General features: G+C 63.5%; 17 protein-coding genes. 7 read left to right on the top strand and 10 right to left on the bottom strand.

The window, feature by feature from the left end; translation table 11 throughout:
• The first annotated feature begins 15 nt into the window (after positions 1 to 15).
• Entirely contained in the window at positions 16 to 858 is an 843-nt protein-coding gene (locus QMG79_RS11540; RefSeq protein WP_283538760.1) for an ABC transporter permease, read from the top strand.
• A complete protein-coding gene (locus QMG79_RS11535; protein ID WP_283538759.1) occupies positions 855 to 1,901 on the top strand; it encodes a sulfate/molybdate ABC transporter ATP-binding protein in 1,047 nt (348 codons plus the stop codon). Before QMG79_RS11540 ends, QMG79_RS11535 begins: the two co-directional genes overlap by 4 nt.
• On the opposite strand, the gene QMG79_RS11530 is transcribed toward QMG79_RS11535, so the two are convergent.
• Positions 1,898 to 2,962 (bottom strand): o-succinylbenzoate synthase, encoded by a 1,065-nt coding sequence (locus tag QMG79_RS11530; protein WP_283538758.1) that lies wholly within the window; start codon positions 2,960 to 2,962, stop codon positions 1,898 to 1,900. The genes QMG79_RS11535 and QMG79_RS11530 overlap by 4 nt on opposite strands.
• A 117-nt stretch (positions 2,963 to 3,079) precedes the next feature.
• On the opposite strand from QMG79_RS11530, the gene QMG79_RS11525 reads away from it, so the two are divergent.
• Complete coding sequence (locus QMG79_RS11525; RefSeq protein WP_283538757.1) at positions 3,080 to 3,973, top strand: phosphatase PAP2 family protein; 894 nt, start codon at positions 3,080 to 3,082, stop codon at positions 3,971 to 3,973.
• Between the two features lie 24 nt (positions 3,974 to 3,997).
• On the opposite strand, the gene QMG79_RS11520 is transcribed toward QMG79_RS11525, so the two are convergent.
• The 6 genes from QMG79_RS11520 to pdhA all read right to left on the bottom strand — a co-directional run bounded on the left by QMG79_RS11520 (position 3,998) and on the right by pdhA (position 11,587).
• On the bottom strand, positions 3,998 to 5,215 hold the full coding sequence (locus QMG79_RS11520) for an MFS transporter (protein WP_283538756.1): 1,218 nt from the start codon (positions 5,213 to 5,215) through the stop codon (positions 3,998 to 4,000).
• Between the two features lie 59 nt (positions 5,216 to 5,274).
• Positions 5,275 to 6,483: a MinD/ParA family ATP-binding protein gene (locus tag QMG79_RS11515; RefSeq protein WP_283538755.1), complete on the bottom strand. Its 1,209-nt coding sequence runs from the start codon at positions 6,481 to 6,483 to the stop codon at positions 5,275 to 5,277.
• A gap of 263 nt (positions 6,484 to 6,746) precedes the next feature.
• Positions 6,747 to 7,556, bottom strand: a complete 810-nt coding sequence (locus tag QMG79_RS11510) for an MBL fold metallo-hydrolase (protein ID WP_283538754.1) — start codon at positions 7,554 to 7,556, stop codon at positions 6,747 to 6,749.
• A gap of 108 nt (positions 7,557 to 7,664) precedes the next feature.
• Positions 7,665 to 9,215 carry a dihydrolipoamide acetyltransferase family protein gene (locus QMG79_RS11505; protein WP_283538753.1) on the bottom strand — a complete coding sequence of 517 codons (1,551 nt, stop codon included), beginning with the start codon at positions 9,213 to 9,215 and terminating at the stop codon, positions 7,665 to 7,667.
• A 3-nt stretch (positions 9,216 to 9,218) separates the two neighbouring features.
• Positions 9,219 to 10,322, bottom strand: a complete 1,104-nt coding sequence (locus QMG79_RS11500; RefSeq protein ID WP_283538752.1) for an alpha-ketoacid dehydrogenase subunit beta — start codon at positions 10,320 to 10,322, stop codon at positions 9,219 to 9,221.
• Entirely contained in the window at positions 10,319 to 11,587 is a 1,269-nt protein-coding gene (gene pdhA / locus QMG79_RS11495) for a pyruvate dehydrogenase (acetyl-transferring) E1 component subunit alpha (RefSeq protein WP_502934734.1), read from the bottom strand. The genes QMG79_RS11500 and pdhA overlap by 4 nt, the downstream gene beginning before the upstream one ends.
• 151 nt (positions 11,588 to 11,738) lie before the next feature.
• On the opposite strand from pdhA, the gene QMG79_RS11490 reads away from it, so the two are divergent.
• Genes QMG79_RS11490 through QMG79_RS11480 form a run of 3 tightly spaced genes read left to right on the top strand, consistent with a single transcriptional unit; the run spans position 11,739 to position 13,773 of the window.
• On the top strand, positions 11,739 to 12,203 hold the full coding sequence (locus QMG79_RS11490; RefSeq protein WP_502934733.1) for an Lrp/AsnC family transcriptional regulator: 465 nt from the start codon (positions 11,739 to 11,741) through the stop codon (positions 12,201 to 12,203).
• Between the two features lie 57 nt (positions 12,204 to 12,260).
• Positions 12,261 to 13,325: an LCP family protein gene (locus tag QMG79_RS11485; RefSeq protein WP_283538751.1), complete on the top strand. Its 1,065-nt coding sequence runs from the start codon at positions 12,261 to 12,263 to the stop codon at positions 13,323 to 13,325.
• A complete protein-coding gene (locus QMG79_RS11480; RefSeq protein ID WP_283538750.1) occupies positions 13,315 to 13,773 on the top strand; it encodes a VanZ family protein in 459 nt (152 codons plus the stop codon). The genes QMG79_RS11485 and QMG79_RS11480 overlap by 11 nt, the downstream gene beginning before the upstream one ends.
• A 54-nt stretch (positions 13,774 to 13,827) precedes the next feature.
• Here QMG79_RS11480 and QMG79_RS11475 read toward each other — a convergent pair whose 3' ends face one another.
• Genes QMG79_RS11475 through paaD form a run of 3 tightly spaced genes read right to left on the bottom strand, consistent with a single transcriptional unit; the run spans position 13,828 to position 16,372 of the window.
• On the bottom strand, positions 13,828 to 14,607 hold the full coding sequence (locus tag QMG79_RS11475) for an enoyl-CoA hydratase/isomerase family protein (RefSeq protein ID WP_283539235.1): 780 nt from the start codon (positions 14,605 to 14,607) through the stop codon (positions 13,828 to 13,830).
• 19 nt (positions 14,608 to 14,626) lie between these two features.
• Positions 14,627 to 15,838, bottom strand: a complete 1,212-nt coding sequence (gene paaE / locus QMG79_RS11470; protein ID WP_283538749.1) for a 1,2-phenylacetyl-CoA epoxidase subunit PaaE — start codon at positions 15,836 to 15,838, stop codon at positions 14,627 to 14,629.
• Between the two features lie 12 nt (positions 15,839 to 15,850).
• Positions 15,851 to 16,372, bottom strand: coding sequence for a 1,2-phenylacetyl-CoA epoxidase subunit PaaD (paaD, locus tag QMG79_RS11465; protein WP_283538748.1), 522 nt, complete (start codon positions 16,370 to 16,372; stop codon positions 15,851 to 15,853).
• A gap of 219 nt (positions 16,373 to 16,591) precedes the next feature.
• Here paaD and QMG79_RS11460 point away from each other — a divergent pair, with 219 nt between their 5' ends.
• Complete coding sequence (locus QMG79_RS11460) at positions 16,592 to 17,065, top strand: lipopolysaccharide assembly protein LapA domain-containing protein (protein WP_283538747.1); 474 nt, start codon at positions 16,592 to 16,594, stop codon at positions 17,063 to 17,065.
• The last annotated feature ends 44 nt before the right edge of the window (positions 17,066 to 17,109 follow it).

Genomic DNA, 17,109 nt, shown 5'->3' with positions numbered 1-17,109 from the left:
CGGGTTTACTGGGGCATGACCAGAAGAAGACAGGGCCCCTATTCAGGCATCCCCGCATGGGTTTACCTCATCGCGGCGGCGGGGGCGCTGTTCGTCCTGCTGCCCCTGGTGGCCATCATCGCCAAGGTCAACTGGCCGCAGTTCCTTCCGCTGATCACCTCGGAATCGTCCGTGACAGCCCTGGGCCTGAGCCTGCGCACCTCTGCTGCCAGCACTGCGCTGTGCATCATTCTTGGTGTTCCGCTGGCCCTGGTGTTGGCGCGCGGGTCCTTTCCCGGCCAACGCCTGCTCCGCGCTTTGGTCCTGCTGCCGCTGGTCCTGCCGCCCGTGGTGGGCGGCATAGCCCTGCTCTATACGTTTGGCCGGCAGGGACTGCTGGGCAGCACCCTCGACGTGCTGGGTATCCGCATTGCGTTCTCAACAACAGCTGTCATCCTGGCCCAGACTTTTGTTGCCCTGCCCTTTCTGGTGGTCAGCCTCGAAGGCGCCCTGCGCACAGCGGGATACAAATATGAGGCCGTTGCTGCCACCCTGGGCGCCCGGCCCACCACCGTGTTGCGCCGGGTCACCCTTCCCCTGGTGCTACCGGGCCTGGCCTCCGGCGCCGTGCTGTCCTTTGCCCGCAGCCTGGGCGAGTTTGGCGCTACCCTGACCTTTGCGGGCAGCCTGGAAGGTGTCACGCGGACGCTTCCGCTGGAGATCTACCTGCAGCGGGAGTCCGACGCCGATGCCGCAGTCGCCCTGTCGCTGGTTCTGGTGGCCGTGGCTGCCGCCGTGGTGGGACTTGCCTATGGAACGTCGCGGCCACCACGGATGCCACGAGCTGCCCAGGATGAGCCGGAGCGGATCCCCGCATGAGCCTGGATTTCAACGCAACCCTGTCCGCCAGGAATTTTGACGTTTCCCTCCACCTGGATCCCGGCGAAACGCTTGCCGTCCTGGGTCCCAACGGCGCAGGAAAGTCCACGCTACTCTCCGTTATCGCGGGGCTGCAGCGCCCCGATTCAGGCACTGCAACAGTTGGCGGGCACACCCTGTTCGATCTCTCCACCAGGGCCAGCCACTGGAGCGCACCCCATACCCGCGGCACCGTACTCCTGGCCCAGGAACCACTCCTGTTCCCTCACCTCAGTGCCCTGGATAATGTGGCTTTCGGGCCACGGAGCGCAGGCGAATCAAAGTCGGCAGCACGCGCAAAAGCACTGCAGTGGCTTGCCGCGACAGAAACCGGTACGCTCGCCAGTCGCAAGCCCGGCCAGCTCTCCGGCGGCCAGGCCCAACGCGTTGCCGTCGCCAGGGCCCTTGCCGCCGAGCCTGAACTGCTGCTGCTGGACGAGCCCATGGCTGCCCTGGATATTCATGCGGCCCCACTCATGCGCCGCCTGCTCAAACGCGTCCTGGCTGGTCGCAATGCCATCATCATCACCCACGATGTTCTCGACGTGCTGACCCTGGCAGACCAGGTGATGGTCCTTGAAGACGGCCACGTCAGCGAATCAGGCCCGGCACGGGAGGTACTGAGCAGGCCCCGGAGCACGTTCGCCGCCGGCCTTGCGGGGTTGAACCTCGTCAGCGGAACGGTTGCAGGCGACGGCATAACCAGCACGTACGGGCACGTGGCAGGAATGCTCGACGCAGGGACAGCACAGGGCCAGGTAGCAACAGCCGTCTTTCCACCATCGGCCGTATCCGTGTTTCCTGATGAGCCGCACGGCAGCCCGCGGAATACCTATGCCGTGACCATCACGGATCTGGAACCCCATGGGGACCGGATACGTGTCCGCGCCGGGAACCTCTGCGCGGATATCACTCCCGCAGCGTCCGCCGATTTAGCCCTCGAACCGGGCTCGCGGGTCTATTTTCTGGTCAAGGCAACCACTGTCAGCATTTATCCCACCTAGGCGTCGCTGCAGCCAGCGATCATCTGCGCATGGACCCGGCGAAGGCGTTCCAGCCACCAATGCCTGCGGTCCGCCGACGCCGCAAACCGCTCCAGCAGTCCCGGATCGGCGGTGACGGACCGAACAGTGATGGCGCCGCCGTCGGCCACCAGTGAATCGGCGCTGACATCACCGTCCATCAGGGACACGGTTCCCAGGCCGCACGCGTAGGGCAGGTCCGGGAGTGCAGCAGCGAGCGCAAGCCCCGCACGGATACCCACAGAGGTGTCCAGCGCGGAACTCACGACCGCGGGGAGCCCGGCCTGCGCCACAATCTCCAGGGCACGCCGCACCCCGCCCAGCGGTGCCACCTTGATCACGATCAGGTCGGCAGCGCCGGCACGGGCCACCCTGAGGGGATCATTTTCCTTCCGGACACTCTCATCGGCAGCTATGGGCACTGGGGTGCCAGCCCGGAGCAGGCGCCGCCGGACCTCAGCGAGCCCGGCAATATCCGCAACAGGCTGTTCGGCATACTGCAGCCCGTGCGCCTGCAGGTGCCCCAGTGCCGTGACGGCCTGCTCCACATTCCAGCCGCCGTTGGCATCCACCCGAATGTGGGCATCGGGGAGCGCAGCACGGACAGCCGCAACACGGGCCAGATCATCGGCGAGGCCCTGGCCTTTCTCGGCGACCTTGATTTTTACCGTGCCTACACTGCCAAAACGAGCCAGGATATCCGGCACCTGGGCCGCTGCGACGGCAGGGACTGTCGCGTTGACAGGAATGCTGTCCCGGCGGGCAGCCGGGAATCCCTGCCACCCTGCCTCCACGGCGGCCGCCAGCCACGCGGTGGCCTCAGTATCGCCATATTCTAGGAACGGCCCAAACTCGCCCCAGCCCGCTGGGCCGTCCAGGAGCAGGACCTCCCGATGCATGATTCCGCGGAACCTGACGCGCATGGGGATGGACACCACATGGGCTGACGCCAGGAGCTCGTCAAGGGGTTGCGGGGCGTTGGCCTGCACGCGGGGCCGTTCCTTTGGGTTGTCGGTGGAACGGAATTCTGGCAGATGGGTCATTGACCCAACGCTAGCCGACCTGAACTCAGGTGGGACAGAGTGGCGAGAACCCCTGTGCTGAACCCAGGTTGTCCTGCGTGACAGATTCCGTCCAGCTTTTTGTGCCAACCTTAAGCTATGACTTCCTCCAGCCAAGGACGCTCCCCCGGTGCAGTCCGTCCCGCACGCGGCTCCGGTTTCCTGTTTTTCCTGGGCACCGGCGCCTGCATCGCGGGCCTGGTAGCCACGTTCATCTTTTTCGTGCGGACCACAACGGGCCAGTTCATTGACGAATCCGCCCTGTCCGAGGCGGTCGGCATCCATGGACCAGCAGGTAAGGTCTCGACCCAGTTCCTGGACATGCTGCCCACCATCTCCCTGGTGATGGCCGCCGTAGTGGTCCTTGCGCTCAGCATCATCAAGCACCGGTGGCGGGCCGCCGCGATTGTGGTTGCTGCCTGCATTGGTGCCAACCTGGCCACCCAGGTCCTCAAGGAGTTCCTTCCGGCACGCCCCGACGTCGGGGTTGTCACCATTGCCCTGAATTCGCTGCCGTCCGGGCACACCACGTTGGCGGCGTCGGCCGCGGCCGCGGTTTTCCTGATGGTGTCCCCGCGCTGGCGACCCCTGGTGGGCTTTATTGGCGGCACCTACGCCATCATCACCGGCGCCTCAACCGTGCTGAACCAGTGGCACCGTCCGGCAGATGTCGTGGCTGCCTTCCTGATGGTGGGAATCTTCATGATTCCCGCGGGATGGCTGGTATTTCGGACCGGACCGGCGTGGAACATCCGCCAGCCTGGATCAAAGCACTTTGGTTCCGCAGCGCTGTGGACACTCCTGCCCACCGCCCTTGGGATCCTGGCCGCCCTGGCAGCCGCCTATGCACTGGCAACCGTCGGCAACGACGCCACGACGGACGGCAGCACCAACTACTTCTGGGCCGGAACGGCACTGATCGTTATTGCTGGCTATCTCTCCACGGTGACCATGACTGCCCTGTTTGGCTACGCAGCGCGTCCACGACGCTGATCAGGGCAGCAACAAAATCTCGCGCTAGTAGTTCCTGCGGTGGTTCAGGCGAGGAAGGACGACCGCGAACACAGCCGCCGCGATGAATCCCAGTCCGCCGGTAGCGGCGACGCCGGCCCCCAACGACGCTGCGGCAGTCACTATGGAGAGCAATACTGGCCCACCGGTAGCGCCGGCATCGGCCAGGAAACGCCAGAGTCCCAGGAACTGGCCACGCCCCCTGTCCGGGGAGTAGTCAGCTCCCAGGGTCATGGCCAGGCCCGAACTGATGCCGTTGCCAAACCCCATCAGCAAGGCCGCCAGCAGCAGGGACGTGAACCCAGCAGTCAACGGAACCAGCAGGAGCGCCGTGCCCATGATCAGGGTCGAGGGCAAAGCGACCCACAACCGGCCCTTCCGGTCCATGAGTTTGCCGGCCGGGTAGAACACCAGGACATCGATGGCTCCGGCCAGTCCGTAGATCAGTGATGCTGTCGTGGCGTCCAGGCCCACATTGTCGGCCCACAGCGGAATCACTACCTGGCGGGAAGCCCGGAGCGCGTTAAGGAAGAGGACACCAATACCCACCGTCAAGAACACCGTGCGGTGCGAGACTGCAATCCTGCGCAGCGTAGGTTCGGGGCCGCGATCCACGTCATGGCCAGAGGAAGGAACCACCAGGTCCCTGATGACCAGTCCCAGTGCACCAGCGGCCGCCATGGCCACCACGGCCACCCAGTACGCACCGGACAATCCAGCCAGCTGAATCGCTGCGGCACCAATGAACGGGCCAATGAAAATACCCGCCCTGCTCACGCCACCCAGCGTGGACAGGGCGCGGGCCCTGAACACCACGGGAACAGCTTCGGTGAGGTACTTCTGACGGGCCAAACTGAAGACGCTCGAAGCCATACCCACAATCACCATGGCCACAGCGAGCAGCCACAGACCGTTCGGCAGGGTTCCCGCCACAGCCGCGGCTGCCATGGCAAGGCCACTGAGCACCGATGCCCCCACAATGGACCATCGCTCCCCAAAGCGGAGGCAGATCAGCGAGGCGGGAAGGTTGAAGAACCATGAGCCCAGGCCAATGAGGGTCACAATGAGCGCAGCGCCGGCAACGGAAGCGCCCAGGTCCCGGGCTGTCAGCGCCACCACGGGTAGCACTGCGCCCTCTCCCACGCAGAACAGCAGCGCGGGCCCAAAGGCGGGTACTGCGATGCCCCTGATGTTGAACGGTGGGGGGCTCGCTGGTGTACTCATCGCTTCTCATCCTAGGGCTGAGGAGCGAAAACTATTTCCGGAAGGCCCTGCGTGGCGGACTAGCGGTAGCCGTCCACAATGGCGGCAGCGATCTCCTTGTATGCCCTGCGGGTCTCGGGCTTCAGGACGTCGAGGGTGACCAGATCGCCGTCGGCCACTCCGCGGTCGTGTGGAACGGCAATCAGCTGCCGGCAGATCCCTGAAAGGTGTTCCTCAATGGCGTCCTTGTCAACGCGGGAGGAGACCTCGTCCTTGTCCGTGATGACCACAATGGCGTTCTTCGCCAGCTCCTCGTACCCGTGCTCTGCCAACCAGAGGAGGGTGCTGCGGGCGCGTTTGGCACCACTGACCGCATACCCAGCGGCAATAATCAGGTTGTCCGCGGACTGCAGGATCCCGCTCATGGCATTGTGCGTAACGCCTGTGCCACAGTCGGTCAGGGCTACGGAGTAGTACCCGGAAATGAGCTTGCGGATCCGCAGGTACTCCTCCGCGGTCAGGGAGTCCGAGACCTCCGGGTCCTGTTCGCCTGCGATCAGGTGCAGGCGTCCCGCGTGATGCATGTAGCGCGACAGCGCCGTCAACGAGTCGATGGATTCGATGTTCTCCAGCAGATCCGAGATGGTACGCGGGCTGGCACTCTGGTAGATACCCTCCCCCAGTGCACGCTCCACCAAGTCACCCGAATCTGGGTTCGCGTCAATGGCGCACGGCGGGTCGCCGCGGAATTCCGCGAGGGTGAGGCCCACGCCTACGGTGGTGGAAGTCTTGCCAATACCACCCTTCAGGCTCAGCACTGCCGTGTTGAAGCTGCCCTGGAGCTGGCGTGAGATGCGTTGGGCGAGCTCATCCTCGTTGCGCTGCTTGGCGCCCGGGCCAAGGTTGACGCCGCCGCTGGTCATCGAGAACACCGCACCGCGCCAGCCGCCCTTGGGCCTGGGTTTCTGCGGCCGGACGAAGGACCCCAGCGAATAGTCTGGATCGTCCTGCGCGCGTGCTTCGCGTCGGCGCGTGGCGGCGGGTGCGCCCTCGCTCACGCCAGGACTGCCAACCTCGGCGGAACGCGCCGGGGCCGCACCACTGGGGACCGACTCGATAACCGGGTCACTGGACACCCCGGCTCCCTGGTCGGTGGCGGGCTGGGCTGCGGTAGGCGCCGGCTTGCCTGCCTCAGCATCGGCCGCAGCCGCAGCCTCAGCCCAGGAATTACGGCGGAGCGGGCTCCGCTCACTGGCTGAAGTCTTCTTGGCGGAGGAAGCGTCTGGCATATTTCCTGTCCCTGCAGTGGTGACCTCAGTGTCGCGTCTGCGTTCACGTCTGGACCGAACGTGAGACTCGGGGGTATCCCGTTTATCGGTGCGGGATTGCTCGTTGGCGTTGTCCGGCATGATTTCCCCCAAGTCTCTGGAATGGAACAGTTACGGCAGGCGCCGCGCGGTTCACTTCTGTAAGTGTAGGCGGGAGCCCCACAAATCGTTATTGTGCAGGTCCTGCACTCTGGCAGGCTCTTGTTGTCCGGGCGACCAACGGATCAGACGCTGGTCTCCTTGAGCCTCTTGATGAACCAGCGCGACTGCTCTGGACCGTAGGGCAGGATAGGTATTGCCTTGGTGGCGTCATCGGGGGTGTCCCGCAGCGACTGCCGGGCCTGGCGAATGGCAGTGCTCAGCGTGTTGGCCATGGTCTTGACGAACTGGTCCGTGCAGGGTTCACCGTGCCCTGGAACCAGGAAACTATAGCGGTGCCGCAGCGCAGAAATGTGGCGGAGCGCATCAGCCCATTCTTTCGGGTAGGAATCCTCGAACGACGGGTACGTGCCGTGTTCCACTAGGTCTCCGACGAACAGCGCGGTGGCTGAGCCCACCAGGAGGTCCCCATCAGTGTGGCCTCGTCCCAGGTAGAAAAGCGTAGCGCTGGTGTTCCCGAGATTAACTAGGACCGGCTGGTCCCGGACAATGGCATTGGGGACCACCAATTCGACGGCATCGCCCACGGAATCAGCCATTTCCGGCTCCACCGTTGTCACCTCGCGCCGCTGCAGATCCCCACGCTCATCAATCTGCTTGGCGCACTGTTCATGCGCCCAGAACTCCGTGACGCCAGCATCAGCAAACACCGCGTTGCCGAAGAAGTGATCGTAGTGCGCATGGGTATTGACCACGACCAGTGGCAGGTGGGTCTTCTCCCGGACGGCGGCCAGGATCTCCCGCCCGTGCCTGGGCCCGCAACCCGTGTCGATCACCATGGCCCGCTCCGACCCGACAATCAGTCCGGTATTCAGGTGTGAGCCTTCGGTGGTCAGCACATAATTGTCCTGGCCAACCTCCATCCAGTGCGCCATGTACATCTCCGTAGTCTGGGGCTGACAGTTTCAAAATCCCATCCTACCCACGGCGAAACCGCCCTTGCTGGAGGCAGGGCGGCACCCCGCCCCCCAGCCCCTGGCCCCCTAGAGGTCTGTCAGCAGCCCCATCGGGTTCTCCACGGCATCAGCAACGAACCGCAGGAACCCGCCGGCTGTTCCGCCGTCGCACACCCGATGGTCAAACGTCAGGGTCAGTTCGGTGACCTTCCGGACAGCGAGCTGGCCGTCCACAACCCACGGTTTGTCGATGATCCGCCCGATTCCGAGGATTGCCACCTCGGGGTGGTTGATGATGGCGGCGGAGCCGTCAACACCGAAGACACCGTAGTTGTTCAGCGTGAAGGTGCCGCTGCCCAGTTCCTGTGGTGTGGCTTTTGACTCGCGGACGACGGCGGTCAGCCGGCGGATCTCGCCATCGAGTTCGCGCGCGGTCAGTGACTCAGCCCGCCGGATGGAGGGAACCACCAGTCCGCGGTCGGTCTGCGCGGCGAAACCAAGATTGATTCCGTCAAAACTGACGAGCTCTAAGGATCCGTCGTCAGCTGTAACGATTCGGGTGTTCAGCTCTGGATACCTTTTTAGTCCGGCCGTTACAAACCGTGCCAGGAAAGCCATCAGGCCTGGCGTGGACTCTGGCTGGGCCGCCTTGAGGGAAGCACGGAGGTCAAGGAGTGCTGTGGCATCAACGTCCACCCACACCGTGGCCTCGGGAATCTCCTTCCGGCTACGGGTCATATTCGCCGCAACGGCCTTGCGGATGCCCTTGACGGGTTCGCGCCGTGAAACGCCGAGACCGGTCCTGGCATCCACGCTGTCTGGCGCACGGTCCGCCGCAGGCGTTGGAAGTACGTCCGCTCCGGAGGCCGTCGAGGGCTCCGGAGCCCTGGACGGTTCGGTAGCAGGAGTTGGAGCCTCGGGCGCCTTCTCCACCACGGCCTGCGGGGCAGTCATGGCAGCTTCAACGTCCCGGCGGAGGATCAGCCCCCTGTCACCCGAGCCGTTGAGACTGCCCAGGTCCACGCCGTTGTTCTTGGCCATGCGACGAACCAGAGGGGAGATCACAGCGCCGAGTCTTCCCGGAACCCTGGTGCGCAGCAGGATCAAATCATCCATTGTCCGTTCCTCTGCGGACACCCGGCCAGCGGAATCCTGCTCAGGTGCAGCAGGAAAAGCAGCCCGGCGGGGAGCACGGGTGCGGCGCGTAATCCCGGCGCCCGCTGGTGTCCCGTAGCCAATGAGCACATTGCCCGAACCGGCTTTTTCTTCCTCGCGGTAAGCCTCGCCCTGCGCATCACCTCCAGTATCCGTCCCGTCCTTGCTGGTGCCGCCAGCTTCACGGGGAGCGGCGTCACGAACGGCAGCGTCGCCGGCAACAGCGCCAGCAGGCGCCCCTGCCGGGCGGACGGAGATCAGTGGCTTGCCGACGTCGAGCGTCTCCCCGGGCTGGCCATGGAGAATCTCCACCGTGCCAGCGTAGGGCGACGGGACTTCCACCATGGACTTGGCGGTCTCTACTTCCGCGATGGGCTGGTCCACGCTGATCTCGTCGCCAACGGCAACAAGCCAGCTGACCAGATCCGCTTCGGTAAGGCCTTCGCCCAGGTCCGGAAGGAGGAAAACTTTCGTGTTGCCCATAACTCAGTCCTCCCACTGCAGATTGTCAACGGCGTCAAGAATCCGGTCTACGCCAGGCAGGTAATAGTGTTCCAGCTTGGGTGCCGGGTATGGGATATCGAAACCTGTCACGCGGAGGACCGGTGCCGCCAGGTGGTGAAAGCACCGTTCCTGGACCCTGGCCACAATCTCTGAGGACACTGACGCGAAACCATGGGCTTCGGCAATCACCACGGCACGGCCGGTCTTCCGCACAGAAGCGCAGACTGTCTCGTCATCAAAGGGCACGATAGAACGGATGTCTATCACTTCCAGTGATCGGCCCTCCTCGGCCGCTGCAGCCGCAGCGGCCAGGGCCGTCGGAACAGAGGGACCGTAGGCGATCAGGGTGGCATCCGTTCCCGCACGTGCGACGGCGGCCGTCCCTTCGGAGGAGGCCCCGCCGTCGGCCTCGTGCCCGGCCCGCAAGGCCTCCAGGTCCACCTGGTCCTTGGACCAGTAAAGCTTCTTGGGTTCCATGAACATCACTGGATCATCCGAGGCGATCGCCTCCCGCAGCATCCGGTACCCGTCGGCCACCGTGGCAGGCGTGTAGACCTTGAGCCCGGCCGTGTGTGCGTAGTAGGACTCCGAGGAATCACAGTGGTGCTCCACTCCCCCGATACCGCCGGCATAGGGAACGCGGATGACGATGGGGAGCTTGATGGCACCCCTGGTGCGATTGTGCATCTTGGCCACGTGGCTGACAATCTGCTCAAACGCGGGGTAGGCGAAGGCGTCGAACTGCATCTCCACCACGGGACGCATGCCGTTCATGGCCATACCCACGGCCATGCCCACAATTCCGGATTCTGCCAGGGGCGTGTCAAAGCAACGCTGGTCACCAAACTTTGCGGTCAGGCCGTCGGTGATCCGGAAGACACCGCCCAGCAGGCCGACATCCTCACCGAACACGAGGACCGAAGGATCTGCAGCCATCGCGTCGGAGAGCGCAGTATTCAGGGACTTGGCCAGCGTGACAGGCTGCGCCCGGCCCGCCTGGCTTTTTTGCGCGGCCTGCTGCGCTGCGCGCGCGGTTGCCGCGCTGACGTTGCCGTTTGCCTCTGAGGAGGTGGTGATGGTGGTCATTGTGCAGACTCCGTTTCCTGCGGGGCGGCGTCGCGGGCCAGTTCGTCGGCCAGCATCGCGGCTTGTTCCTTCAGCTGGGTGGTGGGGGCGGAAAAGACATAGCGGAACAGATCCTGCGGGTCCACGGGGACATCTTCGCCCAGGCCTGTTCGCAGTTGCGAGGCAACAGCCTCGGCCTCCTCGGCGATCCTGGATTCGGCGGCGTCGTCCAACAGGCCCTGTGCCTGAAGATAGGTTCGCATCCGCTTGAGCGGGTCCTTGTCCAACCATTCAGCGACCTCGCTGTCCTGCCGGTACCGGGTGGCATCGTCAGCGTTGGTGTGGGCCTGCATGCGGTAGGTGTGCGCTTCCACCAGGAGTGGGCCGGAGCCGCCCCGAGCGAGGGCAACTGCCCGGTCCAGCACAGCCATCAGCGCCACCAGGTCGTTTCCATCGACGCGTTCACCAGCCATTCCATAGCCCACGGCCTTGTGGGCCAGGGAGGGTGCCACGGACTGCTGTGCCAAGGGTACGGAAATGGCGTATTGGTTGTTCTGGACAAAAAACACCACCGGCAGATGGAAAACGGCAGCAAAGTTCAGGGCCTCATGAAAGTCACCCTCGCTGGTGGCGCCATCGCCGCACATTGCCAGGACCACCGTGTCTTCACCACGGAGCTTGGCTGCGTGGGCAACTCCCACTGCATGCAGCAGTTGGGTGGTCAGGGGCGTGCACTGGATCCCCACTTGATGGTCGGCAGGGTTGTAACCACCATGCCAATCACCGCGGAACAGTGTCATGGTCTGGACTGGATCCACGCCCTTGGTCATGACTGCCACGGAATCGCGGTAGGTGGGAAAGAGCCAGTCACCCTTGCTGAGGCAGAGGGCTGCCGCTACCTGGCAGGCTTCCTGGCCGTGGCTGGAAGGGTAGACGGCCATGCGACCCTGCCGGACCAGGGCAGAGTTCTGGTCATTCACACGGCGTCCCACCACCAGGTGGCGGTAGGCATCAAGCAGCACGTCGGTGCTGGGCAGCTGATATTCGTGGCCTGGCTGCGTGCCCTGTGCTTCGGTGGCCTTCAGGAGGCCCGTGGGCTCCACCATCTGGATCTGCTGCCGAGCTGGCAGCATATAGTCCTCCGCGGTGATGCCAAACCGGAGCGGCGCGTCAAGGTCTGCACCGACCGCCGGCTCATTTTCGCTGGCGTCCATACCCCCGGCGGGCTCCGCAGCGGAGCCGGTTCCCTGCCGATGTTCCGGACTGCGGTCTGTGGAGAGCGTCATTGATCCATCCTTTTCTAGCCACTATTGACTCCCAGTATGGTCCTGGGTACTGATTCGTATCCAGAGATAGCCAAAATCGTGGAAAGAATTAGTCAGTTACCCTGATCTTGAAGACGAACCGTCAATGTGACGGGGACTACACAGGGAAGTGGTGGACACATTGACGCAGGCATCCGTTCCAGCCGAGCTTGATGAGGTGGACAGGCAAATCATCGCCCAACTGGTAGCGGACGGCCGCATGTCAGTGACGCAGGTGGCGGACAACGTGCACATCTCACGCGCCCACGCCTATTCTCGGATTAACAGGCTGAACCGGGAGGGGATCCTGACACGGTTCACGGCGCTGGTGGATCCCATCAAAGCAGGGCTCACGTCCTCCGCCTATGTGACGCTCAAGGTACGTCAACACTCGTGGCGGAAACTGCGCGAGCTACTGACCGCCATCCCTGAAGTCCACCACGTGGCATTGGTGGGCGGAGATTTTGATGTGATCCTTTTGGTCCGCGCCAGGGACAACATGGATCTGCGCCGGGTAATCTTCGACCAGCTCCAGTCCATGCCTGGAGTCCTGGACACCCAGACCTTTCTGGTGTTTGAGGACGTAGATACGCGCTAGCATCCGCGCCTTTCCTTGATAAGCTCCAGCAGATCGCCACCCGAACCGGAGGAACATATGCCTGGCCCCACCGATGCCGCAACCGACGCACTAGAGTCCTCAGACCGACGTCGGGTCCGCCATACGGGCCGGAACGTCCTCCTGTCCCTCGTTGCAGTGGTCCTGGTAGCGGGAGTGCTGGCCGGTGGTTACCTGTGGAACCTGGCACAGACATTCAACTCCGCTTCCCAGAAAATAGAGACAGCCTTCCCCGATGAAGCGTCCCGCCCAGAGAAGTCGCAGACCGCACCGGGCCAGAACGTACCCCTGAACATCCTGGTCATGGGAAGTGACAGCCGCGGTGCCACGGAAATGGACGCCGTGGAAGGAACCGCTACCGACCAGCGGGCAGACACCCTGATGCTGATCAACATCCCAGCTGATCGGAAGAATGTCACGGCCATGTCGATCATGCGGGATCTGTGGGTGACAATCCCAGGAAGTGGAGAGGCGAAGATCAACGCCGCCCTAGCCCAGGGTGGTGTACCCCGCATGGTCGAGACAGTTGAATTCTTGTTCAACCAGCGGATAGACCACGTGGCCATGGTGAACTTCGAGGGCTTCAAGGCACTGACGGATGCCCTGGGCGGCGTTGAGGTCAACGTTACGGTTCCTTTTACGTCCACCCATGGCGATTTTGAGTTTACCGCCGGGCCCACCACCATGAACGGCGAGCAGGCCCTGGGTTTTGTCCGGGAGCGCTACGCCTTTACCGACGGCGACTACCAGCGGGTACGGAATCAGCAGTCCTATGTCAAGGCCCTGCTTGGCACGTTGATCAGCGCGCAGACCCTCACCAATCCAGTGACCATCAATAACGTTGTCAGCTCCGCGGCTCCCTATATCAGCGTGGATTCCGGTCTTGATGCCGCAGCCCTGGGATCCCTTGGCCTGGAGCTCAGCGGAATCCGAGAAAAGGATATTGCCATGTTTACCCTGCCAACGCTGGGCACTGGAACCTCTGCGGACGGGCAGTCAATTGTCCTGAAGGATCCTGCAGCCATCGACAATATTTCAGCTGCACTGGCTGATGACGCAATGGCAGGCTATGTTGCGGCGAACAACTTCCAGAATGGCAACTGAGCCGGTTCCTTCGCCCGGGTCCTCGCCTGGTTCAGGTCCCCGAACGGCGCTGTGGCGCAGTGTCCTGCTGGCGATGGCCGCGCCGCTGGCCCTGATCGCTTTCTGGCCAACACCCATAGACCAGCCCCTGACTGGACAGCTGTCTGGCCTCCTCACTTTTCTCCATCTGCAGGGTTTGCCCACCTGGTTGGATTACGCCGCGGTGGAGGCTGCGGCCAATATTGCGTTGTTTGTCCCGTTGGGGTTTGTTACGTCCATGGCGTTCCCCCGCAGGCCGGCGTGGCAAAACCTGGTCCTGGGGCTGGCCGTCTCCTGCAGCATCGAGGTGGGGCAGGCACTGTTCCTCCCCGACCGTTTCGCCAGTGTCCTGGACATCGCCATGAACACCCTGGGAGCCGCCGTGGGTGTCGCTGCAGCCGGGTTCCTGCAGCGACGCCGGTGGAGCTGACCCCACCATCCCCCGAGGAGGACGACGGCGGCGCCACGCACCGCCGCTGGCCCCTCACCCGCGAAAGTGCGGCGCTCGTTTTTCCTGGAAGGCCGTGAAGCCCTCGGCATAGTCGGCGCTTCGGCTGAGTCGCGCCTGGGCGGAGTTCTCATGGGCCATTGCATCCCAGAGGCCCAGCCGCTGATCGCGGATCTGAGCCACCAATTCCTTGCTCTCCTGGAACGCGCTGGTGGGGCCGGTGGCGGCACCGGCCACGATGCTGCGGGTGTTCTCCAGGAGGGACTCCGCCGGCATGGCCCGGCTGAACAGGCCCTGGGCAACTGCTTCCGAACCACTGATGAGCTGTGCGGTGTAGATCAGGTCCAGCGTCCGGTGCATCCCGAGTCGCTCGGTGAAATACCAGTGCCCACCGGAGTCCAGTGTGGCGCCAAGCTTGGCGAAGGGGGACCCTATTTTTGCATTCTCCGCTACATAGACAACGTCTGTGGCCAGCAGGAGCCCCAGCCCCACGCCCAGGCAAGCTCCCTGCGCGGCGGCGAAGGTGGGGGCAGGGAAAGCGCTCATCTGTTGGAGGAGTGGCTGCACCAGTCCGCTGAGGTATGCGTCGGCGTCATCGTTTTCAGCGCTCACGCCCGCAATGTCCCGGCCAGCACAGAAAGCCCGACCCTCACCACGCAACAGCAAGGCGCGCACCTCACCCCGGGCAGCCGCTTCACCCGCTGTGGCATACGCCTGCGACAGGGCCCTGAGTCCTGCCGGATCAAGGGAGTTAAGCTTGTGCGGGGCATTGAGTACCACCTCGGCAACCCCGGAATCGATAGTCAGCGACACCATGGCCGGCTCCACGTGGGCCTCAGACATCGAAGTCCACGCCGACGTTCTTGCTCGTGGGGTGCGACTGGCAGGTGAGCACATAGCCTTTGTCCAGCTCGTCCTGCTCCAATGCGTAATTTTCGTCCATGGTCACGGTTCCAGAAACTACTTTTGCCCGACACGTTCCACAGACACCACCAGCGCAGGCGAACGGAACATCCGGACGGACCCGCAGGGCTGCGTTAAGGATCGACTCCCGGGCCTCGATGGGGCTTTTCACCTCGCCCTGCAGACCATCGAGTTTGAAGGTGATGGTGTAGCTTTCCTGAGCCTCGCCCGTCACCACCGGACGCCCACTGTTGCCTTCGGGCCGGTCCGGCTTGCCGGAGCTGAATAGTTCGAAGCGGATGTCCTCGGGATTCACGCCCCTGCCTGCCAGTGTGTCCCGGCACAACTGCACCAGCTCAAACGGCCCACAGAGGAACCACTCGTCAACGTCCTCGCTGTGGATAGCCGTTCCCAGGAGGGCCGCCAGCTTCTCCGCATCGATCCTGCCACTCATGAGGGGGGCAATCCGCTGTTCCCGGGACAAAACATGGTGCAGCGCGAGTCGGGTGGGGTATCTGTCCTTCAGGTCCGCGAGCTCCTCCAGGAACATCACGTCCATTGCGGCCTTGTTCGCGTAGACCAGATCAAAGCGTGTGCTGGAATTGGCGGCCAGCAGAGTGCGGGCTATGGAGATGACAGGTGTGATGCCGGATCCCGCCGCTACGGCAACAAACCGGCCTTCTTTGGCACCAAGTTTCTCGGGGTGGTTCATGGAGTTCATGACATTCACGTCAGCGGCATCGCCCCTGCTGCCATGCCTGGAGACAAAGGCACCCATGGGGCTCATGACGTCGAGGTTGTCCCCGGCTGACAATTCAGACGTCGCCCAGGTGGAGAACAGGCCACCAATATCCTTTTTGATCGCTACCCGAATCTCGCTGCTGCCGTCCGCAAAGCTCTGCGGCTCAGCACAGATGGAGTAGCTTCGGCGCACCTCGTGGGCCTTTCCGTCGGCTTCCGGAAGGGTGGTTCGCAAGGCAACGTACTGCCCCGGCAGGTAGTCGAAGTGGCCGGCCAGATCGGCCGGGACTGCAAAGGTGACCTCAACGGCATCCTCCGTTAGCCGCCGCACCTGTGCAACCTGCAGGGAGTGGAACGACGGACGACGGCGGGCCGTGGGCGGGTCGAGCAGTTCGGTTTCCATAACCTACGTTTCCTAGTGGACTTTGAAGTAGTCGAAGGGTTCATGGCAGTCCTGGCAGGAATACAGTGCTTTGCAGGATGTGGAGCCAAAACGGGTGAGTTCCTTGGTGTTGAGGGACTGGCACTGCGGACACTTCACCGCAATCGACAAGCGGATGGGTCCACTTTTACCAAGCGCGGCCATTCCGGTGGGCGGAGCGATTCCGTATTCTTCAAGCTTTTCCCTGCCAGCTTTGGTCATCCAGTCAGTGGTCCAGGCGGGCGCAAGAACCATTTTCACCTCGACGGACCCAAAGGGGCCGCCGGAAAATGCTGTCCTGAGGTCGTCCCGGATGGCATCCATCGCGGGACATCCGGAATATGTGGGGGTAATGGTGACACACACATCCGGACGGTTGCCGTCCACGGATCCTTCCGCCACAGTGACCTCGCGAAGGATCCCGAGGTCCTCAATGGTGAGGACCGGGATTTCCGGGTCGCAGATGGTGGCGGCGAGGTCCCACGCCTGCTGCTGAAGTGTTGTCAGCACTGACACCGCCTCCTGATTAGTTACCGACCGTTCGTTCAGGATATGCGCAGCGCGATAGTGCGTCAAGCAAGGAGCCTCCCGCAGGACTGCACGCATGGACCGCACCGGTGGGCCGCGGCCCGGGGTCATGCAGCGCACCGGCCCTGGTGCCGCATTGTGCCAGTCAACAACCGCACACTACAGTTGCACAACAAGCATGCTTAGCAGTTGAGGAAGAGGAATACCGTGAGTTCTGGCCAGTACACCCCCGGCAATGGCGGGCAACAGGATCCCGCTGGCAGCGGACAGCAGTATGACACAGCCGCCCCCGTTGACTACGGCAACGGCGAGGTAGTTCCCTCCGCACCGGATCACGAGCCCGCCACACCGGTTGACGCTGGCACCACGGCTCCCGCAGATTCCAGCACGGCCTCGCGCGAGCCAGCAGAGCCCACCAAACCCGGCGTAACCCGCGCAGGCATGGTCTGGGTTGCAGTGGTAGCCTCCCTGGTCATCCTTACCCTGCTGATCATTTTCATCCTCCAGAACCAGGATCAGGTGGTGGTCAGCTACTTTGGCTTGGCCGGGAACCTGCCGCTGGGCATGGCACTGTTCATTGCCAGCGTTGCTGGCGGTGCGCTGGTCGCTGCCGCTGGTGGAGTGCGGATCCTGCAGCTGCGGGCCACGGCACACCGTGCCCGCTCAAAGCAGAAGCGCTAACCGGCTGCACTAGTTCACTGCCCTGGCTGTCGATGCTGGCCTAC

Origin of the sequence: Pseudarthrobacter sp. PS3-L1, assembly GCF_030063285.1 — a bacterium.
In the GTDB taxonomy this organism is placed as follows: Bacteria; Actinomycetota; Actinomycetes; order Actinomycetales; family Micrococcaceae; genus Arthrobacter.
This window is presented reverse-complemented; position numbering and strand designations above follow the sequence as displayed.